At 60.5% G+C, this 25203-nt stretch carries 21 protein-coding genes; 3 read left to right on the plus strand and 18 right to left on the minus strand.

All coding sequences use genetic code 11. The features are described 5' to 3' along the window. Nucleotides 1-5: 5 nt before the first annotated feature. The 15 genes from C3L37_RS06100 to C3L37_RS06170 all read right to left on the minus strand — a co-directional run bounded on the left by C3L37_RS06100 (nt 6) and on the right by C3L37_RS06170 (nt 17830). The gene (locus C3L37_RS06100; protein WP_129113722.1) at nt 6-2060 is read right to left on the minus strand and encodes an ABC transporter ATP-binding protein; all 2055 of its coding nucleotides are present in this window, start codon (nt 2058-2060) and stop codon (nt 6-8) included. After that, complete coding sequence (locus C3L37_RS06105; RefSeq protein WP_129113723.1) at nt 2057-2968, minus strand: ABC transporter permease; 912 nt, start codon at nt 2966-2968, stop codon at nt 2057-2059. The genes C3L37_RS06100 and C3L37_RS06105 overlap by 4 nt, the downstream gene beginning before the upstream one ends. Further along, the gene (locus C3L37_RS06110) at nt 2968-3960 is read right to left on the minus strand and encodes an ABC transporter permease (protein WP_129113724.1); all 993 of its coding nucleotides are present in this window, start codon (nt 3958-3960) and stop codon (nt 2968-2970) included. Before C3L37_RS06110 ends, C3L37_RS06105 begins: the two co-directional genes overlap by 1 nt. Continuing rightward, entirely contained in the window at nt 3957-4811 is an 855-nt protein-coding gene (locus tag C3L37_RS06115) for an HpcH/HpaI aldolase/citrate lyase family protein (protein ID WP_129113725.1), read from the minus strand. Before C3L37_RS06115 ends, C3L37_RS06110 begins: the two co-directional genes overlap by 4 nt. Continuing rightward, entirely contained in the window at nt 4808-6028 is a 1221-nt protein-coding gene (locus tag C3L37_RS06120) for a CaiB/BaiF CoA transferase family protein (protein WP_129113726.1), read from the minus strand. The genes C3L37_RS06115 and C3L37_RS06120 overlap by 4 nt, the downstream gene beginning before the upstream one ends. Beyond that, on the minus strand, nt 6021-7973 hold the full coding sequence (locus tag C3L37_RS06125) for an ABC transporter substrate-binding protein (RefSeq protein WP_129113727.1): 1953 nt from the start codon (nt 7971-7973) through the stop codon (nt 6021-6023). Before C3L37_RS06125 ends, C3L37_RS06120 begins: the two co-directional genes overlap by 8 nt. Nucleotides 7974-8109: 136 nt before the next feature. Further along, nucleotides 8110-8778, minus strand: coding sequence for a helix-turn-helix domain-containing protein (locus tag C3L37_RS06130; RefSeq protein ID WP_129113998.1), 669 nt, complete (start codon nt 8776-8778; stop codon nt 8110-8112). A gap of 200 nt (nt 8779-8978) precedes the next feature. Further along, on the minus strand, nt 8979-10004 hold the full coding sequence (locus C3L37_RS06135; RefSeq protein ID WP_129113728.1) for an NAD(P)-dependent oxidoreductase: 1026 nt from the start codon (nt 10002-10004) through the stop codon (nt 8979-8981). A gap of 65 nt (nt 10005-10069) precedes the next feature. Beyond that, a complete protein-coding gene (locus tag C3L37_RS06140; RefSeq protein ID WP_129113729.1) occupies nt 10070-10876 on the minus strand; it encodes a sugar phosphate isomerase/epimerase family protein in 807 nt (268 codons plus the stop codon). A 5-nt stretch (nt 10877-10881) separates the two neighbouring features. Then, nucleotides 10882-12210 (minus strand): glucoamylase, encoded by a 1329-nt coding sequence (locus C3L37_RS06145; protein ID WP_129113730.1) that lies wholly within the window; start codon nt 12208-12210, stop codon nt 10882-10884. Nucleotides 12211-12261: 51 nt separating this feature from the next. Further along, nucleotides 12262-13413, minus strand: coding sequence for an ABC transporter ATP-binding protein (locus C3L37_RS06150; protein ID WP_129113731.1), 1152 nt, complete (start codon nt 13411-13413; stop codon nt 12262-12264). A gap of 66 nt (nt 13414-13479) precedes the next feature. Beyond that, nucleotides 13480-14625: an ABC transporter ATP-binding protein gene (locus C3L37_RS06155; RefSeq protein ID WP_129113732.1), complete on the minus strand. Its 1146-nt coding sequence runs from the start codon at nt 14623-14625 to the stop codon at nt 13480-13482. Nucleotides 14626-14628: 3 nt separating this feature from the next. Next, nucleotides 14629-15528 carry a carbohydrate ABC transporter permease gene (locus tag C3L37_RS06160; protein ID WP_129113733.1) on the minus strand — a complete coding sequence of 300 codons (900 nt, stop codon included), beginning with the start codon at nt 15526-15528 and terminating at the stop codon, nt 14629-14631. Between the two features lie 2 nt (nt 15529-15530). Then, nucleotides 15531-16442, minus strand: coding sequence for a carbohydrate ABC transporter permease (locus tag C3L37_RS06165; RefSeq protein ID WP_129113734.1), 912 nt, complete (start codon nt 16440-16442; stop codon nt 15531-15533). A 29-nt stretch (nt 16443-16471) separates the two neighbouring features. Next, on the minus strand, nt 16472-17830 hold the full coding sequence (locus tag C3L37_RS06170; RefSeq protein ID WP_129113735.1) for an ABC transporter substrate-binding protein: 1359 nt from the start codon (nt 17828-17830) through the stop codon (nt 16472-16474). 124 nt (nt 17831-17954) lie between these two features. On the opposite strand from C3L37_RS06170, the gene C3L37_RS06175 reads away from it, so the two are divergent. Beyond that, on the plus strand, nt 17955-19097 hold the full coding sequence (locus C3L37_RS06175; protein WP_228546133.1) for a TrmB family transcriptional regulator: 1143 nt from the start codon (nt 17955-17957) through the stop codon (nt 19095-19097). Between the two features lie 376 nt (nt 19098-19473). Then, nucleotides 19474-19935 carry an ester cyclase gene (locus C3L37_RS06180; protein ID WP_129113736.1) on the plus strand — a complete coding sequence of 154 codons (462 nt, stop codon included), beginning with the start codon at nt 19474-19476 and terminating at the stop codon, nt 19933-19935. Between the two features lie 65 nt (nt 19936-20000). Here the strand turns inward: C3L37_RS06180 and C3L37_RS06185 are convergent, their stop codons facing one another. From C3L37_RS06185 to dgoD, 3 genes are all read right to left on the minus strand, one after another. Continuing rightward, complete coding sequence (locus tag C3L37_RS06185) at nt 20001-20525, minus strand: hypothetical protein (protein WP_129113737.1); 525 nt, start codon at nt 20523-20525, stop codon at nt 20001-20003. A gap of 774 nt (nt 20526-21299) precedes the next feature. Further along, on the minus strand, nt 21300-22343 hold the full coding sequence (locus C3L37_RS06190) for an NAD(P)-dependent alcohol dehydrogenase (RefSeq protein ID WP_129113738.1): 1044 nt from the start codon (nt 22341-22343) through the stop codon (nt 21300-21302). Nucleotides 22344-22474: 131 nt separating this feature from the next. After that, nucleotides 22475-23626 (minus strand): galactonate dehydratase, encoded by a 1152-nt coding sequence (gene dgoD, locus C3L37_RS06195; protein WP_129113739.1) that lies wholly within the window; start codon nt 23624-23626, stop codon nt 22475-22477. A 506-nt stretch (nt 23627-24132) separates the two neighbouring features. Between dgoD and C3L37_RS06200 the strand changes: the two genes are divergently transcribed. Continuing rightward, nucleotides 24133-25164, plus strand: a complete 1032-nt coding sequence (locus C3L37_RS06200) for a zinc-dependent alcohol dehydrogenase family protein (protein WP_129113740.1) — start codon at nt 24133-24135, stop codon at nt 25162-25164. Nucleotides 25165-25203: the final 39 nt, after the last annotated feature.

Genomic DNA, 25203 nt, shown 5'->3' on the forward strand with positions numbered 1-25203 from the left:
GCGCGTTAGTCTCCGGTCGTGTCCGAGTGAACCTCCTTCGTCAGCGGGAAGTAACAGGCTGCAGCCTGTTCGCTCTCAGCGTCGGCGCCTAATTCGGGCTCCGACTCGTAACACTCTTCTTCTGCATGCGGACACCGAGGCGCGAATGTACACCCGCCGGGAAGCGCAACCGGATCCGGAGGTTCGCCCTCGAGGACGACCCGTTCGCGTTCGATGGAGGGGTCCTTCTCCGGCGCCGCCGACAGCAACAGCGAAGTGTACGGATGCTTCGGCTGCGAGACCAGGTTAGCAGTCGGGCCGGATTCGACGATCCGCCCTAAGTACATGATCGCCAGCCGATCAGAGACCTGCGCCAGGCTCGCCAGATCGTGCGAGATATAGATGATGCCGATCTCCTCTTCGTCCGCTAGCGACCGAAGCAGGTTGAGGAGATTGACTTTTAACGAGACGTCCAGCATCGACGCGGGCTCATCGCAGATCAAAAAGTCCGGATCCAAGACCAACGCCCGCGCAATCGCGACGCGCTGGCGCTGGCCGCCGCTGAGTTCGTGGGGATACTGATCGAGGAACTCGGCTGGCGGTGTCAATCCGACCCGTTCGAGGGTGTCGCTAACGATCGCGTCACGATCTTCGGGGTCTCGGTCGTGGATCGCCAGCGGTTCCCCCACGAGCCGTCGAACCGGTTGCCGTGGGTTCAACGAGTCGAACGGATCCTGGAAAATGATCTGCGCCTGTTCCCGGAACTCCCGCATGGCCCCCTGCCGGTACTCGTCGACCGATTTCCCGTCGAAGACGATCTCGCCGCCGGTCGGTTCTTCGAGCAGCGCGATCGTCTCACCGAGCGTCGATTTTCCACAGCCGCTCTCACCGGCGATCCCGAGCACTTCGGATCGCCTCACCGACAGGGAGACGCCGTCGACGGCCCGGACGTAGTCCGGTTCACCCCCTCGAAGGCGGTCGAGAAGTGGTCGGCTTTGTCGGTACCACTTCTGAAGGTTCGTCGTCTCGAGGATCGTCTCCGTTGCGTCCCGGTCAGTGGTGCGTTCCTCCGTTGAGATTCCCCACGTCCGCGGATCGGTTGCTTCTCGCCGCAGTTGCGCCGCTTGTTCGACGAAGTGACAGGCGGATCGATGGTTACGATTGGGGAGGTCGACGAGATCGGGATGTGATTTCTCGCACGTCGCTTCGGCGAACGGACACCGATCGCGGAAGGCGCACCCGGTCGGAGGTTCGCTCACGTTCGGCGGCGAACCGGGAATCGAGACGGGATCGTCCTCGACGGATTCGATTTCGGGGAAGGAGTTCTTCAGCCCCATCGTGTAGGGGTTCGTTGGATTGATGAGCACGTTCCCGACGCTTCCCTGTTCCATGACCTTCCCGCCGTAGAGGATCGATAGTTCATCGCACGTCTCGGCGATCACGCCGATTTCGTGCGTGATGAGGAGCAGAGAGCTCTCGATCCGATCCTGAATGTCGAGGATTTTGTCGATGATCTTGTCCTGGACGATCACGTCGAGGCCGGTCGTCGGCTCGTCGGCGATGATGAGATCCGGTTCGAGAGCGAGCGCCATGGCGATCGTAACCCGCTGGCGCATTCCGCCGCTGAACTCGTGTGGATAGTCGTCGATCCGATCGGGATCGAGCCCGACGAGATCGAAAAGCTCCCGAACGCGATCGCGAGCGTTCGACATCGAAACGTTGCGGTGCGTTTGGATCGCCTGCCGAATCTGTGACCCGGTCGTCATGACCGGATCGAGCGCGTCCATCGCGCTCTGTGGCACGTACGCGATCTCCTCCCACAGGATATCTCGACGCTCTTCATCGGACAGTGAGAGTAAGTCTCGCCCTTTGTAAAGGACTTCTCCATCGGCGACGGTTCCGTTCTCGGGTAAGAGGCCGAGGATCGCCTCGGCGGCCGTCGATTTGCCGGAGCCGCTTTCCCCGGCGAGGCCGTAATTGATCCCATCGCCGATCTCGAACGAGACGCCATTTACCGCGTGGACGACGTCGTCTTGGGTACCGTACGTGACTTTCAGATCGTTGATTTCGAGTAGCGTCATCTGTCTGTCTGAATTTCGGGGTTGATGATCTCTTCGTAGGCTCGGCCGATGAGGAAGACCGAGGTCGTCGCCGCGGCGATGCCGAACGCGGGGGGAAGCACCCACCACCAGGCGGTCCGAATCGTCCCCGATTCGAAGACCATACGGAGCATCCGACCCCAACTCGTCATGGTCGGATCGCCGAATCCGAGGAACGCCAGGCTGGCCTGTGCAGCGATCGCCCACGCGACGCCGTACGCCGCGTACAGAAAGCCGATCGGGAGCACGTTGGGTGCGACGTGCAGGAACATCGTCCGCAGATGGCCTGCGCCGCTCGCGCGAGCGGATTTGACGAACGTGCGTTCGCGCACGGAGAGAACCTCCGCGCGGACGACACGTGCGGGCATTTTCCAGAGGAATCCAGCGATGATAAGCGTGATAAGCCACACGCTGGGCGTAACGAACGTCAACAGCAACAGCGCCATCGGCATGAACGGCAGCGAGAACGTCAGGTCGGTCAACCGCATGAGCACCTCGTCGACCCAGCCGCCGAAGTAGCCGCTCACGAGACCCACGAGGAACCCCAACGTAGCCGTTCCAAATCCGCCGAGGAGTCCGACGATGAGCGTCGGTCGCGCACCGGCTAAGAATTGGCTCAGCACGTCTTTCCCGAACTCAGTCGTCCCGAGGGGAGCGGCCGCGCTCGGCGGGGAAAGGCGCACGATATCTCCCTGATTGGTGCGAACGTAGTCCTCGATCGGATCGTGAGGCGCGAGCGTCGGACCAAAGAGACCGACGAAGACGAACGCCCCGAGGACGACGAGCCCGGCGAGGGCGAGCCGATCCCGACACAGGAAGGCGACCTGTGAGCGAACCTGGTCAACGCGCGTCTCGACACGGTCTCGAAGCGGAATCGTCGTGGTACTCATCAGACGGCACCTCCGTTCACGTTCACCGTCGGATCGAAGTACGCGTAGAGCACGTCCGCAACGAGATTCATGACGATGACCGCAAGCGCCATGACGAAAACAGCGGCCTGCACGAGCGGGTAGTCCTGCTGTTGAATCGCCAAGACGAGCGCTCGCCCGATACCCGGCCACCCGAAGACGACTTCCAGAAGGATCAATCCCTGGAAGATCATCCCGAGACGGAGTGCGAAGTACGTCAGCACGGGCAGCATCGAGTTGCGTCCAGCCCTGAGGAGTTGTTGGGACTCCGTGAGCCCTTTCGCACGGTGAAGTTTCAGGAATTCGGACCCCTTCTTCTCGATGATCCCGTTCCGGGCGAGCAACAGAAAGTCGCCACTGTAGTAGAGGACCGTCACGACGAAGGGGAGGAAATAGTGAGCCACGAAGTCCTTCGACAGGTACGTCTCCGCGATACCGTCCGGCGTCGCGGTCACTCGGCGCATCCCGAACGCGGGAAACAGACCGAGCGTGTACGAGAAGATGATCAGGCAGAATATCGCCGTGATGAAAACCGGCGTCGATCGAAGGAACGTCGTGGCGAGAATACTCCCCGTCTCGATCCGCGATCCGCGGTTCCAGCCGGCGTACATCCCGAGGAGCGTGCTGAAAACAGCGGTCGTGACGAGCGCCGGGACAAGCAAGATGAGCGTGTTGGCGAGCTTCGGCGCGAGGATCTCCCAGACGGGTCTACTTTGCAGTATCGAGTACCCGAACTGGAACGTCAGGAGATTCCGGATGTACAGCACGTACTGCTTCCACAGCGGCTGATCGAGGCCGTACAACGCCATAATACGGTCTACCTGCGCTTCGGTGAGATTGCCGGCGGTGATGAGCGACTCGAACGGACTCCCGGGCAGGAGTCGAAGGACGAAGAAAATGATCGTCACCGCGACGAGCGTCAGCACGCCCGCGATCGCGATCCGTTTGAGAAGGAAGCGTCTAAAATCGCTCATGAACGCACCTCCTCGTGGCGGGCGAGAAGCGTCTTGTACTGATCGACGATTGCCGTATCGAGAAAGACGCCATCGACGGTGATCGCGTCCTTCGGTGAATCGGCAAACGTTTCGACGAAGCGTCGGGCCTTTTCGACTTCTTCCGGTGTGGGGGTGAACACGTCATTGATAACGTCGAGTTGGGACGGATGGATGACTTTCTGACCGATGTAGCCGATCTCGCGCGCTCGTTCCGCCGCCTCGCGAAGCCCTTCGAGATCGGTGTGATCCTGATAGACGGTGTCGACGGGGCTGAGGTTGCCAACGGCGGCTGCGCCGACGATATGGTGTCTCAGGAACCAGCGCACTTGCGAGGGGCGGCCGGTTGCACCGATCGCATTCACGTAATCGCCGAAGCCGTAGGAGAGACCGGTAACGCTCGGGAGTGACTTCGCGCGTGCCGCGATACTCGAAAGGGCGAATAGCCCCGACGGCGTTTCAATCGTCGGAATCGCCTCCGGCGGTGATTCGCTCAGCTGCTCTGCGACAGCCACCATCGTTTCGAGTTGTCGCTCCGACTCGATCATCGGCAAGATCACCGTGTCGATCGCCGCGCCAGCAAGCGCCTGGAGATCCTGGATCCAACTCTTAGACTGGTATCCGTTGATTCGGACGCAAACCTCAGTGCTATCGAACGCCGTTTCCTTCGTGACGGACGCGATCCGGGCGCGCGCTTCCGGGACCGCCGCTGCAGGGATCGCATCTTCGAGATCGAAGATAACGGCATCCGAGGGGAGCGTTGCGCTCTTCTCCATCATCGAGCGGTCATCGGCGGGCGTGTAGAGGAACGACCGACGCAGCGGTCTGCTCATCGGCCGTCCCCTCCGATGACGGTGACGTCCTCGGCCGCCAACGTCTGAATCTCTGCCGGTGTGAGGGAGGTTTTCTCCGTCAGCACCTCGAGCGTGTGCTCACCGAGGCTCGGGCCCGGGTGGTCGATACGTCCGGGTGTCGCGGACAAGGTCGGGAAGACGCCGCGCATCGTGACTTCTCCGAGTTCGTCAGTTTCGACGGGCCGAATGGCCTCTCGATCGCTGAAGTGCGGATCGCTAAAGATATCCTCCATGTTATACACCGGACCGATCGCGGCTTCGTGTTCTTCGAACGTCTCGATGATCTCGTCACGCGTTCGGTCGACCATCCACTCTTGGACGATTGCGTCGAGTTCTTCGACGTGAGAGAGGCGCGCCTCCATCGTCGCAAAGCGCGGATCGGTCGCCAGTTCCTCTCCGCCGATGAGTCTGAGGATCCGGTCCGCAATGCTCGGCGCACTCCCAGAGATTGCGACCCAGCGGTCGTCCTTCGTTCGGTAGACGTTTCGTGGCGCGGTTCTCCGACTCCGATTGCCCGATCGGCGATGATCGGTCCCCTTGACGTCGTGTTCGATCACGTGATCGCCTAGGATACCGAACATCGATTCGAGGATCGAGGAATCGATGTACTGACCCGTCCCTCCCTCGAGGTCGCGCCAGTACAGCGCCATCATCGTGGCGTAGACCGAGTGAAACGCACACACGGAATCCGCCATCGCGACCGGTGGGAGCGTCGGTGGACCATCCGGCTGTCCCGTCGAGTACGCGTAGCCGCTCATCGACTCGACGAGCGTTCCGAAACCCGGGCGATCTCTGTACGGTCCCGTCTGGCCGAAGCCGGTCGTTCGGACCATGACGAGTCCGGGGTTGAGCTCCGAGAGCGTGTCCCACCCGAGCCCCCAGCGTTCGAGCGTTTCAGGTCGGAAGTTCTCGATGAGAACGTCGGCGTCCGCGGCGAGATCCTTGAGAACCGCTTGTCCGTCGGCTGTGTGCAGATCGAGCGGGGTACTCTTTTTATTTCGGTTGACCCAGAGGTACGAGAGTTCTTCCGGGTAATCGCCGAACTCCCGGAGCGGATCACCGGCGGTCGGGTGTTCGACTTTGATGACCTCCGCGCCGAAATCCCCGAGTATCATCGCCGCTAACGGTCCCGCATAGAGGGACGCGCAATCGATCACCGTGAGATCGTCTAACGGGGTTTGGCTGCGTTCATGCATTGGACGTGGATGTTGAAGCTGCTGAGAAGTCAGGTTGGCCGAGTTCCGTGCGCCTTTTGTGCGTGTTGGTGGGCTGGACTCGTTCGACGAAGGCGCTCCACGCGTCCCCGTTCGGGAAGTGCAACGCCCCGTCGCCGTCCCAGATGTACCCTGCGCGTTTCAGTATCCGGCGCGCTTTCTTCGGCTCGTACGTGTAATCTTTCGTCTTCGTAGTGTACCACCGCGTCAATTCGGAGATGTAGTTTTCACCGTCGGGGATGGATGCTTCGCCGAGCAGCACGTTTTCGACGAACGATCGTCTGTCGACGGATTTCGCGAACGCCACCCGGAACTCCTTGTCTCGAATGAGGGGATTCGAGTGCATCAGTTTGACCGCAACGGGCGCGAAGTTCTCCGCGGACATGCGTTCGATGCCGGCGGTAGACGCTGCGCGGTCGGCTTGCGCGTTCGAGAGCGTCGAACCGATCGCATCGAGTTCGCCGTTACTGAGCGCGCCGAGCATCGCATCGACGTTACCGACGTTGATCCACACGACACGTTCGATACCGGGGCCGCGCGTCGCGTGGTCGCCGAGGATCTCCGCGCGCCACTCGTCGTCGAACATCCAGTGGCTGTCGTTCCGTTTGACCACGAACCGCGTTCCCTGATCCCACGCGACGAATTCGAACGGTCCGGTCCCGATCGGGGTGTCCGGATTGTACTGCGCCGGGCTCTCGACGCGTCTCCACCGATGTTTCGGGACGATTGCGCTCCGAACCATTCGCTGAGTGGTGAACGAGGCGTCGGGCCGTTTCAAGGAAAATGCGACGCGGTGCCGAGAGAGAATCTCGACGCTTTCGATCGGTTCGTAGAAGGTTGCTTGGCTGGTCGACGACTCGTCGATGAAGAACTCGGTCGAGAATTTGACGTCCTCGGCGGTGAACGGCTCGCCGTCGTGCCATTCGACGTTCGGTCGAAGGTCGACTTCGACGGTCGTCGCGTCCGTGAACGTCGCATTGGTCGCGAGCCCGGGTATGACCTCGAGTTCGGGGGAGGCATCGAACAGCCCGTCGTAGATGAACTTGAGCCGTTTTTCTTCGTCCCCGCCGGCGGCCCAGGGGAGATTGAGCGAGTTCATCGACGTCGTCACGCCTTTCACGTACGTCGTCTCGTCCGTCCGTGGCTGGAGGTTTACCTCGCTCCATTGGAACGAATCGCCCGTCGGCCCGTTTCCCGGGGTTGGGACGTAGCCGTCCCACTTCTCCGTGTTAACGGCGGTAGTCACGTTCGGAAACAGGGTGACGATATCACCGACGTCTTCTGCAAAGATCCGTTGTATCCGCTCGACCAACTCGGCGCGCTTTTCGGTCCGGTCCGTCAGCTCACGCTGTGTTTCGAGCAGTTCGTTGACCCGCGGATGCCAGTAGTTGGTGTAATTGGAGCTGTTGTCCCCGTGAAACCGCATCAAAAATGGATTCGGATCGAGGCCGCGCTGAGGATCCGGACCGTGTGAACTCATCGAGACCATGTGTTCGAGCCCTGGCGTGTCCCAACTCTGCGCATAGAGTTGATTGAGCGGCCGATCGATCATCTCGACGGGCGCGCCCAAGTTGTCCAGCGCGCGCTGGATCAATAGCGCGTGCTCGCGCATCCACGGATCGTCTTCGCTCGCGTATTCGACCGTCACTGGGTCCAAGACCGCCCCCGGACGAGCGGTGTACTCCATGGGCGGTGTGCCGTCTTCTATCGTCGACCACTCGTGCCAGTAGCGCGTTTCCACGGCGTCAGGTGCGCCCTCCGGAACCTTCGGCTGGATCTCGTTCGCTCCGCTGCCGCTGCAGCCGGCGAGGGTGCTTACCCCCGCCGTCCCGGCGAGCGCCGAGGCGCGAAGCCAGTCGCGCCGCGATAGCAGCGGAGGCGACTGGCCGCCCGCGTGCGAGCCCCTTCGACTGTCATCATTTGCCATGTTGCATGTCGCCGACTAACAGGTAGAACAAAAGAGCTACCCCCGAAGTGCCGTGATACGTATCGTTCTTTATAAGCGGACGGGGGCGTGCGGGGAGCATCTCGGCTCGGCAGCCTTCGAGCACAGCGACGCGTAACTACTCCGACGGCGCGTCGTCCTTGCTCGCACCGAATATCAATCCGAGGAGCGTGTTCTCTGCCGTCCGGATCCGTTCGCTAAAGTTCGATTGGCTGATGTCGAGTTCTTCGGCGACGTCTGTCGCCGACGCTCGGCGAGGCACGGCGAAATAGCCCATATTGTACGCCGTCTCCAGTAATTGCAGTTGCTCGTCGGTGAGCTTCGTGATGAGCGTTTCAGAGAGGCGGCCGCTATCGAGCGGTTCGCCGAGATTGTCGATCTGTGTCACACGCTGGAGTTCGAAGTGCCCTAACTTGTTCTGTATGTCGTCGGCGACTGCTCGGAAGTGCCCCCACTCGCGGACAGTGGCAACGACACGGCACCGGTCGTTTTGCAGGAGGATTCGGTTAGGTATCGCTTCTTGTCGGAGGAGAAGTCCGAGAATGAACGGGTACGACTCCCGCGCTGTCACGATGAGCCGTTCGACGACCATTCCAGTCGGTCCGCTCGGGATCCGACGGTGAGAGAAGAGATCGACGCCGGAGATGGAGTCGACCATCGCTTCGCAGTCGAAATCGGATGCGACGGTAACGGTAAGAGACTCGATCCAGGCGCCGTCCTCCACGTAAAAGGCATTATCGAGTTCGATACTCCTGAGATCGTCGATACTGTCATCGAGCGTGTCGATAAACCCAGTCGGTTGTGTCTGAAACTCGATTCGAAGAATGACGAGACACCAACGGAACGAGAAACGGACTACGATAAACCAGTTTCGCTTCGACAGAAGCCGTGCCCGCAACCGGGGTTTCAGCCGCTCGAATCGGTTCTGCTCTCTTCTGCTATATTTTAGGATGACGAGGCCGTCGGTGAGAGAGTCGGCTACCGAAATCAGGGACGCGAAATCGGGGTGAAATGCGCTAAGAGGTGTTCCGCCCACCGATGGTTCGCATCCGCAGTCCGTCCCGCGATATGGGGCGTGTGGACGACGTTGTGTCGATCCAAGAGCGGGTCAGATAACGAAAGCGGCTCTTCGTCCCAGACGTCGGCGGCGAGCGCGATTTCGTCCGCGAGAACGCGCTCCCGCACCGCGTCCATGTCGCAGACGCCGGCGCGTGTAATCAACACTAAGAGAGCACCCTCGGGAAGCGCATTAACGTGGTCGGCCGTGATGAGACCTTTCGTCGCGTCGGTGAGTGGAACCGTCGGCGCGAAGACGTCGGCGTCGTGGACTAGCTCCTCTAAGTCGTGGACGCGTCGCGCTCCAGTCCGATGAAAACACGGTTCGTCGGCGTAGGGATCGTAGGCGGCGACGTCCGCGCCGAGGAAGTCAGCCGCGGAAGCGTATCGACTCCCAATATTCCCGACGCCCGCGACGCGTACACGCTTGCCGGCGACCGTTCCGTTGACGAACGTCGGGTCGTCGGCGAACTGGTGTCCGCGCGCCCCCGGGACCTCATTGTGTAACTGATCGAGGTCCCACGGACCGTGGCTTTCTATCATCGCTTTGTACTTTTGGGGGAGTTGACGGAGTCCGTTGATCGTGAGTGCGATGCCGAACTCGGCCACGGATTCGCTCCAGAACCCTTCGTTCGTGTGGTCGTGGACCGTGACGCCGCGCTCCTCTAGCTGTCTCTTTCGCTCCTCGTCGACGGCGTACATCGAGTCAGTCATCACGAAGGCTTCCTCCAGGTTATCGAACCGGTCGAGGCACGCCGGCGTCACTTCGACACCGAGCGAGACGAGTTGCGTCGCGGCCGAGTGCTCCTCGATCGCGCTTCCTAACGGCCGTTCGCGTGGTTCGGCAAGCCGGACGAGTTCGACCGGTCCGTCCTCCTCGGAATGCCGTCGAAGATGGTCGGCGACGAGCGGCCAGACGTCTTCGAAGAGCGGATCGACGACGATGTATCGAGTCATGATGTGTGGTGATGTCGTGGGTGTGTGAAAGCGTCGTTTGGTGTTCTGCTCGTTACTCGACCGGGTTACTTCGGCTCGAACACGTGTCGCACGTTTTCGAGTACCTGTTTCGGCATCCGTTCGGGAGACGACGGATACGCTGGAACCTCCGCGGTGATCCACCCTTCGTATCCGATATCGGTCAGCGCCGAAGCGACGGATTGCCAGTCGATGTCCCCCTGAAGCGGGTACGTCGGCCGATGTGCCTCGGTGAGCCAATCCTTGACGTGTACCTTCGCGATCCACTCGGAGAGTTCGCGGATCCAGCGATCGGGTAATCCCCAGCGGAATCCATTTCCGACGTCGAAGTAGGCGGCGACCGTTCCGGCGTCGGACACCGTCTCGAGGAATCGATCGAATTCGATCGGCGAGTACAGGAAGTCGTTCTGAACGTTCTCGATCGCGACCCTGACGTCCGTGTCGGCGGCATAGGTGACGAGTTCACGGACCGACGCGACGGCACGCTCGTGCGCCCGTTCGTAGTTCGTCCCGGGGTCGACGACGGCGGGAACGATGAGTACGTCGTCAGCGCCGAGCACCGACGCGGCGTCTATCATCCCCCTCGCGATTTCGAGTCCCTTCCGCCGCGTGCTCGGGTCGTCGCTCGACAGCGGATACTCCCAGTGGAGCGTCGTGGAGACGGCCGGTACGTCGAGATCGAACTCCGTTGCGGTTGCGGCGAGTCGCTCTCGTCCCGCCGTCGACGTCAGCGGTCCGGAGCCGGTGTAATTCGGTTCGACGCCGTCGTAGCCCGCGCGCGAGAGGTTCTCACAGGTCTCGCGGAAGTCCGACGTCGGGAAGCCGGCCTGATTGAGGCCATATCGGTGTCCCATGGGCGTTATCGCGCACCGTCTTCGACGCTGGACGCGCGACGGAAGAGGGCGGTCAAGAACTCCGCGTGACACCACGCCAGCGGCATGGCGAAACGGACGGCGTCCCGTTCGTCGGTCTGCGCTTCGAGGTCACGGTACGCGTTTTTCATGTGGCTCAGCTCTTCGGCGATCAGGTCGAAGGACACGTCCCGGAGCGTCGCGTCGTCGAACTCCTTCTCGAAGTCTCGCCGCGTGTTCCACTCCTCGTCGAAAAACGCCTCGAAGCGCGTCCGGGTAGTCAGGTGCTCTGGGATGTAGCCCTCCCTGTCAGCGTATCTGGCGATCGTTTCGAGGATCCGATCGCCCCGTTCGAGTTCCCCCGCGGCGAACCGGTACTGGGCGTGCCACGCGGTGTACTGCATCCACGGACCGTTGCCGCCGTGGTGCTGGACGTCGAAGTCCCCGTAGAATCCCATGAACCGCTGTAGACCGCCCAGCTCGGGATCTTCGAGCGCGGTCGAAGCTCGATCGATCGCTCCGTGGAGCTGGTCGCCGAAGAGGTCCTCGAGATTGAAGTAGAAGGGGGCGAACAGCGTCACGTCGGGTCGGACGTCGATGTCACCGTCCGGCGAGTACCGCCGCGGAAGCTCGCGAGTGCTCGTAAACGCGCGCTCGACGCCAGCTTCAAGGTGGGAGCCGAACGAGCTGAGTCGTTCGTCGAGGGCGTCTGTGTCCTCGGGGACGCGCGAAAGAGCATCGCGCGCTCGGCGGAGGGCCGCGATCATCGTACAGTTGACCCAGAGGGTATATCCGGATTCGATCCGGCCCTCGTGAATGCTCGTGGTGCTTTTGACGAGGTGGGCGTTCGGATCGAAGAGATCCGATTCGATGTGAGCCGTTGCGCGGTCGATCGCATCGACGATCGACCGTCGAAGCGAGTCCTCGACGCCGTCGAGTCTCTCCGTTTCGTCGAGCGCGCTGATCGCGTGCGCGAGAATCCGAACGCCGTGGCCTACGTTGTCCTCCTGTCGATAAAATCCCTTGTCGGTTCCGTCGAGCGCGTACCGCTGACGCCACTGCCCGCTTTCTTCTTGGACTGCGAGGAGGAATCGGGCGCTGTCGAGGATGCGCTGGCAGCACTCGGTCGGACGTACCCCGGCATCGATCGCTGCGAGCCACGCCTTCGTGATCGACGCGATATCTCGCGGGTACGCGTAGGGATACCGGTTATCCGGATCGCTCGCGAGCGGAACCGCACCGCCACATTCGGCCGGGTAAACCAGTTCGTCGAGAACGTCGAGATGGAACGCCGGATCGACGAGTTCGCTTGCTACCTGTGCGTCGTCTATGTGCATATCGTCGGGTGAAGTGGTGAACATCGTGTGTTCTTGGTTGTGCTGGACGATCTATTCGGACGCGGAGAGTCGCCGTTCCGGAGTCGAGCGGGAGGTGAGTCCCCTCGTTTTGAGGGAACGCCCCGTCTCGGCGTCGAAGAGATAGATGTCTCGCGGAGCGATCGAAACGTCGACCGTTTCCCCCGGTTCGGGATACGTCTCGGGCGGGACGCGCGCGGTGAGCGCCTGATCGGCCGCCGAGAGGTGGATGAAGTTGTCGTTCCCCTGGTATTCGGCGACGGTGACCGTCGCGGTGAACGTGGGCGCTCCTCGCGACGAACCGAGACGAAGGTCCTCCGGACGCAGGCCGAGCGTTACGGGATCGGTCGTCGGGAGATCGAGTCTCTCCGCGGGCACCGTCGCCAGAACGGCCTCGCCTCGCCGGAAGCGGTAGGCGTCTCCGACACGTTCGACCTCCGTTTCGACGGTGTTCATCGCTGGGCTCCCGAGGAACGTCGCGACGAACTCGTTCACCGGGTGATCGTACGCGACCTCGGGAGCGTCGATCTGCTGAAGCGCCCCGTCGTTCATGATGGCGATTCGGTCCGCCATCGTCATCGCCTCGGTCTGGTCGTGGGTGACGTATACCGTCGTCACGCCGAGCTCCGTCTGGAGTCGTTGCAGTTCGGTTCGCATCCGCGAGCGTAACTTCGCGTCGAGGTTCGACAGCGGCTCGTCGAGGAGAAACACGTCCGGATCACGAACGATGGCGCGACCGAGCGCGACGCGCTGTTTCTGCCCGCCGCTCATCTCATTGGGGACGTCGTCCAAGAGCTCGACGATATCCAGCAACTCCGCGATCTCCTCGACCTGTTCCGATCGTTCCTTCTTGGTCAGACCGGTCGAGTGCTTCAACCCGTAAGCCATGTTCTCCCGGGCCGTCATCTTGGTGTAGAGCGCGTAACTCTGGAACACCATCGCGACCGACCGTTCGCTCGGTGCCAAGTGCTGGACTTCGCGATCGCCGATTTCGATGGTTCCGTCGGTGACGGTCTCCAGACCGGCGAGCATTCGCAGGGTCGTCGATTTGCCGCAACCGGACGGGCCGACGAAGACGACAAACTCCCCGTCCTTGACCGTCAGATCGACTGACTCGACCGCCGTTTCGCGTCCCTGTGCGTCATCGTAGACCTTCGTCACGTCAGTGAGCTCAAGCGTCGTCACGGTGAACACCTCCGAGCTGATGGGAGGGGAGCCGGTCGGCAATCCAACCACGGGGTTCGGTGTCCCTCATCGAATCGCCTCCCCGTCCGCGTCAAACGCGTGTAGCTCGTCGCGGTCGAAGGCGACTTCCACGTTCGACCCTGTCGACACGCCCTCCGGGAGGCTGCGAAGGCGTGCGACAAACGACGTTTCCTCCCGGGCAAATTCGATCTCGTACGCGTTGCCGAGCGGTTCGACGACCGCTACCTCCGACGCGAACGGTTCCGTGAGATCACGAGTGTGACTGCCGTCACGGCCGGTATCGTACTTGGGGAGGTGGACGTGCTCCGGTCGAATCCCAGCCCGTTCTGCGGTTTCCGGGAGCGTCATCTCGAGTTCGTGCGGCGTCGTCGTCTCCCCGAACGCGATAGAAGGGCCGGGGGCCACGTCGAAGAAGTTCATTGGCGGATTGCCGATGAACCCGGCGACGAACTCGTTATTCGGCTCGGTGTAGACCTCCTTGGGAGTTCCGACTTGTTGGAGTTTTCCACCCTCCATAATGGCGATCCGATCCGCGACGCTCATCGCTTCCTCCTGATCGTGCGTGACGTAGATCGTCGTCGTGCCAAGCTGCTGTTGGAGGTCGCGAATCTCGAACCGCGTGTTCACGCGGAGCCTCGCGTCGAGGTTGCTGAGCGGTTCGTCCATCAGGAACGCCTTCGGCTCTCGAATGATGGTTCGGCCGACCGCGACGCGCTGTCGTTGGCCCCCGGACAGCTGCCCCGGCTTCTTTTCGAGAAGCTCGTCGATCTCGAGCAGCCTCGCGGTCTCTTCGATCTTCCGCCCTTTCTCATCGTCGCCGACTTCCATTTTCCCGAGGGGAAACGCGAGATTCTCTCGGACGGTCTTGTGCGGATAGAGCGCGTAGCTCTGAAAGACCATCGAGAGGTCGCGCTTCTGCGGGAGCGTCCGGGTGACGTCGTCCTCGCCGATCTCGACCGCTCCGCTCGTCGGCGTCTCGAGGCCCGCGATCATCCGCAGGGTCGTCGACTTCCCGCAGCCGGAGGGCCCGAGAAGGACGAGGAACTCCCCCGGTTCGACGTCGAGCGAGAGGCCGTTGACGGCGACGACGTCGCCGTACTCTTTTCGTAGATTCGAGAGCGTGACGCCCGCGGCATCCGCCTCGACGACCGGCGATTCACGTTCTGCCTTGTATTGTGTTTCTGCTGTCATGTGTTAGCCCTCCACGGAGCCGAAGGTCAGTCCCTCGACCATGTACTTTTCAAGGTAGACGAAGAGGACGATGATCGGAACGCTCGTCAGGATCGACGCGGCCATGATCTGTCCCCAGACCTGGTGGAAGCCCGACGAAAGCGCTTCTAATCCGATCGGGAGGGTGAATTGCGCCTGGTTTTGCAGGAAGATACTGGCGAAGAGGTACTCATTCCACGCGATCATGAAGGTGTAAATGAACACCGCGACGATCGCCGGCGCGGACAGCGGAAGCGTGATACGGAAGATCACCTCCAGCCGAGAGTACCCGTCCATCATCGCCGCCTCCTCGATTTCCGGCGGGACGCTCCGGAAGTAGTTTCCGAGCATGTAGAGCGAGACCGGGAGCGTCTGTACGAGATACGTGATGACGAGGCTATCTAGCGTGTCAACCAGTCCGAGCCAGACGACGATTTGGAAGAGTGGCACGACGAGAAGAATACCTGAGAACATGTAGACGAGAAGGACGCCCCGCGAGAAGAGACCTCGACCGCTGTACTTGAGGCGGGCGAAGCTGTACGCGCCGAACGTCGCCACGATCACGGAGAGCACGCCCGTGATCACAGAGACGATGAAGCTGTTCACGAAGTAGGTCACAAACGGGAACGTCTCGGGGCTGAAGATGCTCCGGTAATGTTGGAGCGTCAGTTCGCCAGGTAGCAACGACGGGGGGAGCGTGTAGATGGCGTTCTCCGGTGTGATGCTCGTAAGGACCATCCAGTAAAAGGGAAAGAGCGAGACGAGGAGCGTGAGAACGAGGGCGAGATAGAAGACCGCCCGTTCGAACCGACTCGTTTCGATGCGGCTCTGCCCGAACGCTGAGCGGAACCCGTCGACGGTCGTCGAGAGGATCGTTCCTACCATCGTTACCACTCCAGAATCCAGCTGACGTACACAAGGACGAACCCCATGAGCGCGAGGAACAGTACCATCGCGATGGCGGCCGCCTGGCCGTGATTGTAGTTGGCGAACGCGGTCTGATAGGCGTAGATCGGCAGCGTGTTGACCTCCCGGGTGAGAAGCCAGATGTCCGCGAACTTGTTGAAGTTCCAGATCCAGCGGAGCAAGAACACGGTCGCGAGAACGTACTTCAGTTCGGGGAGCGTGATGTCCTTAAACTGCGCGAATCGGCTCGCCCCGTCGATTTTGGCGGCCTCGTACATGTCGGATGGGATCGCCTGAACCCGTGCGATGATCATCAAGAACGCGAACGGGAAGTATCGCCACGCGTCGAAGACGATGACCATCGCGAGCGCTGACTTCGCGTTGTTCAGGAGATCGATCTCGCCGCCGTACAAGCCCAGAAGGTCGCTGAACACGAACGGGATGAGGCCGTAGAGCGGGTCCAAAAGCCACTGCCAAACGAACGCGACGGCGATGAGCGGCGCGACGTACGGCAACAGGATGAGTCCACGGAAGAGCCGTCGACCGCGGAACTTCCGATTCAAGAGGAGCGCGACCGCGAGTCCGCCGACCGTCGCCAGCGTGTCACTGAAGAGCGTGAAGACGACGGTCGTCGCGAGCGCATCCCAGAACTCGCTGCTCGATAGTAGCGCCTGATAGTGCGCCAACCCGACCCACGTCGGCGACTCGTTCGGCGTCAGCGGGACCTGCGTAAAGCTCAGGTAGATGTTGTAGACGACCGGATACAGAATGACCGCACCGACGAGGAGTATCGCGGGCGCGATGAGCAGGTACCCGAGGAGGGCCTCCTTCTGTTCGATTGTGAAGTTCCCCTCCCTGAGGTCACGTAGCGTCGAGATATTGGCTGAACTCATGTGTAAATCACGAATTCGATCATTTCGACTCACTCGGAGAGCGTCTGGCGCATCTTTTCGGCCTGTTCGGACGCGACTGTTTGAGCGTCCTCCCCATCGGTGACTCGCGAAACGGCCTCGGCGACGTGGAACTGATTCGTGATCTCCCCGAACTCGGGGAACACCTCTCCGTTGACGTATCCGAACCGCTCGATGTTCTCGAACGCACCAGAGATGTCTTCAACGGTCGATCCCCACGCCTCGAGCGTCTCGTTGCTCTGGTATTCATCGCTCTCCGCGACCGGTTTGAGAACGGGGTTCATGCCGCCGGGTGCCATGTGAAGCCAGTCGATGTACGCATCGCCAGTCATGAAGAACTCCGAGAGCGTCTTCCCCTGTTTTAACTCCTCGCCCGACGAGGATTTGAAGAGGTTGAGCGCGACGACCTGTCCGAACGAGCTCTTCCGTTTGTTTTCGATGTGCGGCGCGAACTTTGAGTCCTTCACCATCTCTTTGCCCTTGTCGCCGACGTCGCCCATGAGGTAGGTCGAGTATTCGACGAGGTGGCACTGGTCGTTGAGGTACGTGTTGTTGGCGGTCTCCCACGAATCCTTTCCAGGCGGTGTGAATTCGGCGAGTCTGGCGTAAAATTCGAGAGCTTCGACCATCTTCTCGCTGTCGAAGACGATTTCGCCGTTCTCGTCGAAGACGCGCGCGTCGTTCGAGCGAGCGAAGGGTGTGAAGCATTGCCGTGCGAACGAGGTCGGCTTCGTCCCCACGACGATTCCGAACTGGTTCTGATCGGGCTTGTGTAGCGTTTCCGCCGCGGTCAACAAACTGTCCCACGTAGTTGGCCTGTCGAGACCGTGTTCCTCGAAGACGCTCTGGCTGTACCAAAAGCCCTGAAGCCATCCGTGCATCGGAATTGCGAAATGGGCGCCGTCGGGTCCCTGCGTCAGATCGAGAACTCCCTGGTAGAACTTGTCCTTGCCGATCGACTCGATGACATCGTCGGCCGCTTGCGTCGAAAGAACGCCGTTGCTCCCGAGTTTCTGCATGTGCGACAGGCCAAATTCACCGACGACCGGAAGGGTATCCGACGCGCGTGCCGACGAGATGCGCGTGGGAAGATCGTCTTCCTGGATTGAAATCATCTGGACGGAACTCGATTTTTGCGACTCGAATCTCCCCAGTAAATCTCGAATGACCTGTTTTCGGTCGTTTTCGACTTGCGTCGTCCAAAACGTGAGGCCCTCTCCATTACCTTCGCTCGATTGTGAACCGTTTCCCCCGCTTCCACCTCGAAGTCTGCTGATACAGCCCGCGAGTCCGGTCGTTCCGAGAGCACCGAGCCCTGCTACTACTGTCCGCCGCGTCCGGCCGTTCGTACCATCATCATCATCGTTCATACTATCTCGACCTACAGCCACATGTAGGGTAAAGATATATAAATCTTTGCTCCTTAGTTGCTACTACAGTGAATATAATTGTACACGGTTCGTCATCCCCGAAGGCGTCGAATATCGGGTGCAAATGCTCTTCGAACGGCGGAAAGACACCGAGATAACGATGGAAACCGAGAAACTCAGAAAGGGCCTTTCCGAAGCGGGTCTCTCGAAGTACCAAGTGAACGCCTACGTCACGATCCTGGAGCTAGGAACGACACAGGCGACAACCGTGGCTGAGAAGGCAGACATCCCTCGGTCGCGCGTCTACGACGTCCTTCGCGATCTCGAAGACGAGGGGTACGTTGAGACGTTTAAGCAGGATTCGCTCAGCGTACGGGCACGAGAGCCGAGTGAGGTCTTCAGTAAGTTACGGTCACGCGCCAACCTCCTCTCGGAAACTGCGGCGGAAATCCAAGACCGGTGGGAGCAAACGAGCGTCGGCGGTCATCGGATCAGCGTTTTCAAGCGAGTCGATACCGTCGTCAAGCGAGCGGAAGAGGCGATTCGAAACGCAACGAACCAGGTGCAGCTCTCGCTCACACCGACCCAGTTCGAGCGTCTCTCACCCGCCCTTCGCGAGGCGTACGCCGACGAAGTATTCGTCTCCGTCTCGTTCAACGAGTCCCCACATCATCCCGAAGAGTTACCGCCCGACTCAGCACTAGCCGACACCGTTACCGAAGCGCGTCACCGTAACCTCCCAGCGCCGTTTCTCGTACTCGTCGACCGAGACCTCACCTGCTATGCGCCACACGAGCGTCCGATCGACCAATACGGCGTGGTCTTCGAGGACCCGATGCTCACCTACGTGTTCCACTGGTATTTCGAAGCCGCCCTCTGGGAATCGTGGCCCGTGCTCTTCACGAAACGAAGCGGCTCGCCGCCCGAAGAGTACGTTTCGATCCGGAGTTGTATTCGCGATATCGCACCCGTATTGGGAGAGGGTGCCAGAATCACTGCCTCGATTCGGGGGAGCAAGCCCGGCCAGCGGAGGGAGGTCACACTCGAAGGTGAAGTCGTCGACGTTCTCTTCGCGAGCGCATCAGACCGCTCGGGACCGTCGACGCCGACACTCTCGATGTTGGCCGGACAGGCGACGATCGTGTTAGAAACTGACGACAGCGAGTATGGCATCGGCGGCTGGGGCGCTCTGCTGGAAGATATCGAGGCCAAACGAATCGTCATAGAGTCGGTGAGATTTCCCGACGAAGGGGAGAGTCAACGGTAGCATCAGCGGGCGGCAGCGGGCGGAAACTGACGACAAACTGTCTTCGGTCCGATTGGAGCGTCGACAAAACACCTCGGATAGGCGTCTATCGACCGACCCACCGGACGGGCACTCGGTAGTTCAAAGGCGTCAAGTGAGTCGATCGCATCCGCGGTCAGATCGCACGGCGTGTTCCGATCGCGCTCTTCGGACCGGTCGTCGTTCCGATCGGCGGTGCGGTAGGTATCGAACCATCGCCCGGAGCCGATTCGACCGTTCGTCGAACGAACGGAGCGAGTTAGACCTCGAGAACGCGACAATCAGGCATCGATACCTCAACGTACAGCTAAGCCGCTCAGAAGCGTAGAGAAAGTGCGACGTCGGGAGGTGACCAAGTGTGACAACAGCTGAAGACAACGAGACGATCGCCCGCCGGATTTTCGAGGAGGTCTGGCAGAACCACAACTACGACGTTATCGACGAACTCGTCGCCGAGGACTACGTCCTTCACGACCCATCGATGCCGGAAGAGACCGAGTGGCCCGGCGGCCGCGAGGGCTACCGGATGATGGCCGAGATGGGTGCAGCCATCATCGACGGACCGCTCGACATCGAGCAGGTCGTCCCAGGGGGTGACCACGTCGTGGTCCGTTGGGCGCAAACCGGCACGCACGTCGGCGAGATGGGAACCATAGAGCCGACGAACGAGGAGGTGACCGTCACCGGGATCGAGATCGACCGCTTCGAGGACGGCAAGCTCGTCGAGACCTGGCAGGAAGTCAATATGCTTCCGATGCTCATGCAGGTCGGGGTCGTCCCGGAGGATCTGTTCTCCGACGAGATGCCGGCGGACGACTGATCGATCGACGCATCCTTCTTTTCCGACGCTCTGATCTACGAACTCGCGCGCGAGGGCGTCAGTCCTCAGTCGTCGAAGAGGTCGTCGTCGTCCCGCTGTGAGTCGATGAGAGCGCCGTTCGCGTCGTAGATCCGGTGGACGTCGTCGCCGTCCTCGTCGTTCTTCTCGTACACGCGGAGCGTCCCGTTCTCGTCGAACCACCACGTCCGCTCTTCGTCGTCGTCCTCTTCTCGCCGGAACCGGAGGGTTCCGTTCTCGTCGTAGATCCGTTCTTCCTCCTCGCCGTCCTCGTCTTCGGTCGTCCGGCGACGGATCAGCCCGTTCCGGTCGAACTCCGCACGCTCCTCGTCGCCGTCGTCGTCGATCTCTTCCGTGAATCCCCCGTCGGATCCGGCGCACTGTTCGAACTCTTCTCCGTCCCTTTCCTCGTACTCGACGAAGCGTGTACACCGATCGGTCGATCCACTCCGGAACTCGACGATGTCGTCGGCCCGAGCCCGGCCAGTAGCCCTCGAACTCCACGCAACCCCGGCGAAGAGCGCTGCGGCCGCTCTCAGGAAGGCGCGTCTATCGGTGGGGGATGCGGTCATACTAGATGTTGGTTCCCGACCGGCTTGAATTGGTGTCTTCCAATTCCATCGAATTCGCCCGCGACGTAGCGGTAGTCCGGTAGAACGACGAAATTGACATCCTCCCCGCGCTGGAGCGCGAGGTGTGAATTGCGGTTTCCAGAGCGAAACGAAAACGCAGATCGGATCAATGGACAGTCCAAAGACTTCCTGTTCGAGTTCCCCTCGGAAGCAGCCATCGCCACGTACGAAATCAACGACGATCCGACTAGGAGTGGTGGAGAAGTGAAGAGATAAATCCAAATACAAAAGTCATGCCAACCGGACCACCAGTTCTCCACTGCCTGATAAATGTTATTTGTTCGATATACGAGGAGCTACGCTGTTGAACGATTCTTCCGCCAAAAACCGCGGTCACGACATTCGTGTGTTGGGTTAATTGGCACATTATTGCCTTCATTTCCGAACTGTGAAAGCTTCTCGCCGTACCTCCACATTGTTCGAAGTTCCACATGTCTCACCATTTTTATGTGTGAGAGTCTGAGAAAATTCGGCGTCGATTCCTCGATATTTCTCGTTTTTAGCTTGAAATGGGGGTTTGTTTTCAGAAATAGTTGTGAATAGTTTGATTAGGTTTTTGAAGACATTCAGCCGTACATGAATTCTCTCCAAAGAACGAGACGAGAACGCTCGTTTTCAACACGGCTATCTGCGTTGTCGATCGCAAGTATTTGGAATTTATCGACGGGACTACCTACAGAGGGTCTCTTTAGTGGGTCAATTCACCGAATCGGGCTACTTGGACAGCGTATCGTCGATCGATATCATTCCCTTCACGATCGAGGGCTCCATCGACCGTCGGAACGCACGATCGATATCGGTGAGCGGAACCGTGAAGTCGACGATCTCATCGACGTCGACGACGCCGTCGGCTAACAGGTCGACCGCCGCGTCGTAGGTGTTCTTGTACCGGAACGAGCCGAGAACGTCGATCTCGTTGTCGATCACTTCCAGAACGTCGAACGGAACCGACGCCTCGGTGGCCAATCCGACGAGCACGACCGTTCCGCCCCTCCGGACGGCGTCGATAGTCGACCGGATGGACGACTTCGCCCCGGACGCCTCGATCACGACGTCCGCGCCGACGCCGTCGGTGTACTCCCCAACGTGATCCACGAGGTCCTTCTCGGAAACGTCGACGGCCAGATCGGCCCCTCGCTCTCGAGCCAATTTGAGTTTCTCCGGGACGACGTCGGTCACGATGACGTCCGTCGCGCCCGCTGCGCGGGCGGCTTCCATCACCAGTAGACCGATGGGACCCGCTCCGGTGACCAGGACGGTGTCGCCTCTGCCGACGCCGCCCCGACGGCTGGCGTGGATGCCGACCGAGAGGGGTTCACAGAGCGCCCCTTCGACGGTCGAGACGTTTTCTGGGAGCTCATAGGCGAAGTCGGCTGGCCAGGAGACGTACTCGGCGAACGCGCCGTCGTGGGGCGGCGTCGCCATGAACCGCACGTCCTCACAGAGGTGGTACTCACCACGTTTGCAGTGGGCGCACCTGCGACACGGGATGCCAGGTTCGAGAGCGACCCGGTCGCCAGCGGCGAGGTCGGTGACGTTTCCCCCGACGTCGACGACTTCGCCCGCGCTTTCGTGCCCGAGGATGAGCGGCTCCTCGACGACGTAGTCACCGATGCGGCCGTGTTCGTAGTAGTGGATGTCCGACCCACAGATACCCACTTTGTGGATAGCCACGAGAACGTCGTCTGGACCGGGCGATGGCCGGTCGCGTTCCTGCAATTCGAACTGGGTAGGCTCGACTAACACCGCAGTTTGCATGGCTGAGGACAGGAAGGGCGGCTACTAAAATGTACGGGGAAGCTTGGCCGAGGACGGCGAGTCGGCTCGATAATTCGGAACGAGCGAAACGTCGATACCGCCGCTACCCATCCCGAATCTATCCGTTGCAATCACCATTCGGCAACGCTACCATCCTCGTGGTGCCAGAGTGGACTGTACCAGTTGACCTGCGTCCGAGCCTGCTCGCGAAGATACGCTTCGTCGATTTCAATCCCGAGACCGGGGCCCGTCGGGCGGTCGACGTAACCGTCCTCGAACCGGAACGTCTCGGGGTCTTTGAGGAGAGCGAGTCGTTGACTCGATTCTGAATCGTGCAGCCCGAGGTCCTGTTCCTGCATTATGACGTTCTGTGAGCAAAAGCCCACCTGAAGGCTGGCGGCGAAGGCGACGGGGCTCAGGGGGCAATGCGGGATGACGGCGACGTCGAAGGATTCGGCCATCGAAGCCACCTTCTTCATCTCACTGATTCCTCCGACGTGGGTGACGTCGGGTTGGATGACCGAAACCGCTTCGTCGACGAACAACCGCTTGAAATCGTACCGCGAATACAGTCGTTCGCCGGTGGCGATCGGGATACGCGTTTGTTCGCTGATGCGCCGAAAGCCGTCGGCATGCTCCGGGAGTAACGGCTGATCGATGAACATCAGGTCGTACGGTTCAAGTCGTCTAACGAGTTCGGTAGCCATCGGCTTCGAGACGCGACCGTGAAAGTCGACGCCGAGATAGACGTCGTCACCAAGAGCGTCCCGGACAGCCGACACCCGTTTGACGGCCCGATCCATGGCCGCCGCCGTCTCCAGCGGTCGGAACTCGCGGACGAAGTTGAGCTTGAACGCACGATACCCCCGATCCAAATCCTGACGGGCCGACGCGGCGGTATCGTCGGGGTCGCTTCCACCCAGCCACTGGTAGACGAGCATACGGTCGCGGACGTGTCCGCCGAGCAGTTCGTGAATCGGCGCCCCGTAGTGACGTCCCTTGATGTCCCAGAGCGCCTGATCAATTCCAGCGAGTGCGCTCATCAGAATCGGCCCGCCGCGAAAGTAGCCGCTCTGGTAGAGCTTCCGCCAGTGATACTCCGTCCGAAGTGGATCCGCCCCGATGAGATACACCTCCAGCAGTTCGGCGACGGCCGCCCTGACGGTTTCGAGCCGACCCTGGACGATCGGCTCTCCCCACCCGGCCGTTCCCTCGTTCGTCTCTACCTTGAGTAACAGCCACCGCGGGGGGACAGCGAACAACTCGTAATCGGTGATTTTCATACCAGCGTTACGTGTGAGCGAATACTTGAATCGTCGGGCTCTCTGCGGTTCCGATCTGGATCGCAGTAAGTTTATTAAGGCACAGCGCGTCTTTGGAAACGGGAAATTCTGTCCTCAGTGAGGCCGCAAGGCCGAGTAAAACAGGGTAGTTCGCCGGTCATGGGAGTCAACCTCTAGCCTAGTGAATTAGCCATCGATAATAAAACTGTCCATCAGTCATACTCGTTACGTTCCCCCGGAATTCGATCGTAGCAAGGTTTTAATAGCCGTCCGAACACCTACTCATGAGACGGAATCGATGGGAACCGAGTGCGACTTCACTCCGTACTGTGGGCCGATCAACGACGCGACGTCGAAGGACCGCCCCAATTCGGACTGAGACACCGCGACAGTCAGATAACACCCACACAGCAGCCACATCGTATGAAACCCGACGCCCAATGCGCCTACGACACGAACCGAAACGCAGCGCTCAATGACGACCAGTTGAAGGAGAGTGAACGCTGATGCGCGCGACGACGCTGACAGATATCGGTGAAATCGCGGTACAAGACCGCGATCGGCCGGAACCGAGGGCAAACGAAGTGCTGGTTCAGGTCGGTGCCTGCGGCGTCTGCATGACAGATTATCACATGTATCACGGCTCTTTCCCCGTGGAGACGCCGCTGGTGCTCGGACATGAGAGCGCCGGCGAAGTCGTCGCGGTTGGCGAAGGAGTATCGTACGTGGGCGTAGGCGACCGCGTCGCCGTTAACCCGACGGTCCCGTGTAACGTCTGTTCGTACTGCAAGCGGGGCGAGACGCACCTCTGTGAGAACAACACGACCCTCGGCGGTGCTGGCGATACCATCCTCGACGGGGCGTTCGCGGAATACGTTCGCGTACCCGCTACCAACGTCGAGAATATCGGTGAAATGTCCTTCGAACGGGCCGCCTTGGCCGAGCCGCTCGCCTGTTGTATCCACGGCGTCGATCAGGTAGATCTCACACAGGGGGATAGCGTCGCTATTATCGGAGCCGGCCCTATCGGTCTCCTGTTGATACAGTCGTTCCGCAACGCGGGGGCCAGTCCCATCGTCGTCTCCGAACTCGACGTCGAGCGCCGAAAACACGCCGCCGAACTCGGTGCAGACGAGGTCGTTGACCCCGTAGAGTCAGATCCGGTCGCAGCCATCAAAGAAGCTGCGGGAGGCTGCGTTGACGTCGGCGTCGAGGCGATCGGGGGCGTTTCAACGATCGAACAGGCAAACGAGGTGACCGCGAGCGGCGGAACGACGCTCATCTTTGGTGTTCCGGACCGAGAGGCCGTCATGGAGGTCAGCCCCTTCGATATCTTCTTCGATGAGGTTGGCTACCGGGGATCGTACTCGCTCACCACTGAAGACTTCGAGCGTGCGGTGACGATGCTTAGATACGGACGGGTCGACGCCGAGAGGCTGATCACCGAGCGCCTCTCGCTCAATGACCTTCCTTCGGCGTTCGAACGGATGGAGAACGCCGAGGGACTGAAGAAACTCGTTATTCCGCGGGATACGTAGTAATACTGTGCTCCTCCACAGTCTTCTCCTGTAGACCTG

Origin of the sequence: Halegenticoccus tardaugens, from assembly GCF_004116405.1 — an archaeon.
GTDB classification, from domain to species: domain Archaea; phylum Halobacteriota; class Halobacteria; order Halobacteriales; family Haloferacaceae; genus Halegenticoccus; species Halegenticoccus tardaugens.

Bases quoted from the DNA above. Each gene is read 5' to 3' on its own strand.
- C3L37_RS06100 (WP_129113722.1), bottom strand. From the start codon at position 2,060: ATGACGCTACTCGAAATCAACGATCTGAAAGTCACGTACGGTACCCAA.
- C3L37_RS06185 (WP_129113737.1), bottom strand. From the start codon at position 20,525: ATGACCGCATCCCCCACCGATAGACGCGCCTTCCTGAGAGCGGCCGCA.
- C3L37_RS06175 (WP_228546133.1), top strand. From the start codon at position 17,955: ATGCTCTTCGAACGGCGGAAAGACACCGAGATAACGATGGAAACCGAG.
- C3L37_RS06170 (WP_129113735.1), bottom strand. From the start codon at position 17,830: ATGAACGATGATGATGATGGTACGAACGGCCGGACGCGGCGGACAGTA.
- C3L37_RS06125 (WP_129113727.1), bottom strand. From the start codon at position 7,973: ATGGCAAATGATGACAGTCGAAGGGGCTCGCACGCGGGCGGCCAGTCG.
- C3L37_RS06145 (WP_129113730.1), bottom strand. From the start codon at position 12,210: ATGCACATAGACGACGCACAGGTAGCAAGCGAACTCGTCGATCCGGCG.
- C3L37_RS06165 (WP_129113734.1), bottom strand. From the start codon at position 16,442: ATGAGTTCAGCCAATATCTCGACGCTACGTGACCTCAGGGAGGGGAAC.
- C3L37_RS06160 (WP_129113733.1), bottom strand. From the start codon at position 15,528: ATGGTAGGAACGATCCTCTCGACGACCGTCGACGGGTTCCGCTCAGCG.
- C3L37_RS06110 (WP_129113724.1), bottom strand. From the start codon at position 3,960: ATGAGCGATTTTAGACGCTTCCTTCTCAAACGGATCGCGATCGCGGGC.
- C3L37_RS06140 (WP_129113729.1), bottom strand. From the start codon at position 10,876: ATGGGACACCGATATGGCCTCAATCAGGCCGGCTTCCCGACGTCGGAC.
- C3L37_RS06155 (WP_129113732.1), bottom strand. From the start codon at position 14,625: ATGACAGCAGAAACACAATACAAGGCAGAACGTGAATCGCCGGTCGTC.
- C3L37_RS06115 (WP_129113725.1), bottom strand. From the start codon at position 4,811: ATGAGCAGACCGCTGCGTCGGTCGTTCCTCTACACGCCCGCCGATGAC.
- dgoD (WP_129113739.1), bottom strand. From the start codon at position 23,626: ATGAAAATCACCGATTACGAGTTGTTCGCTGTCCCCCCGCGGTGGCTG.
- C3L37_RS06105 (WP_129113723.1), bottom strand. From the start codon at position 2,968: ATGAGTACCACGACGATTCCGCTTCGAGACCGTGTCGAGACGCGCGTT.
- C3L37_RS06120 (WP_129113726.1), bottom strand. From the start codon at position 6,028: ATGCATGAACGCAGCCAAACCCCGTTAGACGATCTCACGGTGATCGAT.
- C3L37_RS06200 (WP_129113740.1), top strand. From the start codon at position 24,133: ATGCGCGCGACGACGCTGACAGATATCGGTGAAATCGCGGTACAAGAC.
- C3L37_RS06135 (WP_129113728.1), bottom strand. From the start codon at position 10,004: ATGACTCGATACATCGTCGTCGATCCGCTCTTCGAAGACGTCTGGCCG.
- C3L37_RS06190 (WP_129113738.1), bottom strand. From the start codon at position 22,343: ATGCAAACTGCGGTGTTAGTCGAGCCTACCCAGTTCGAATTGCAGGAA.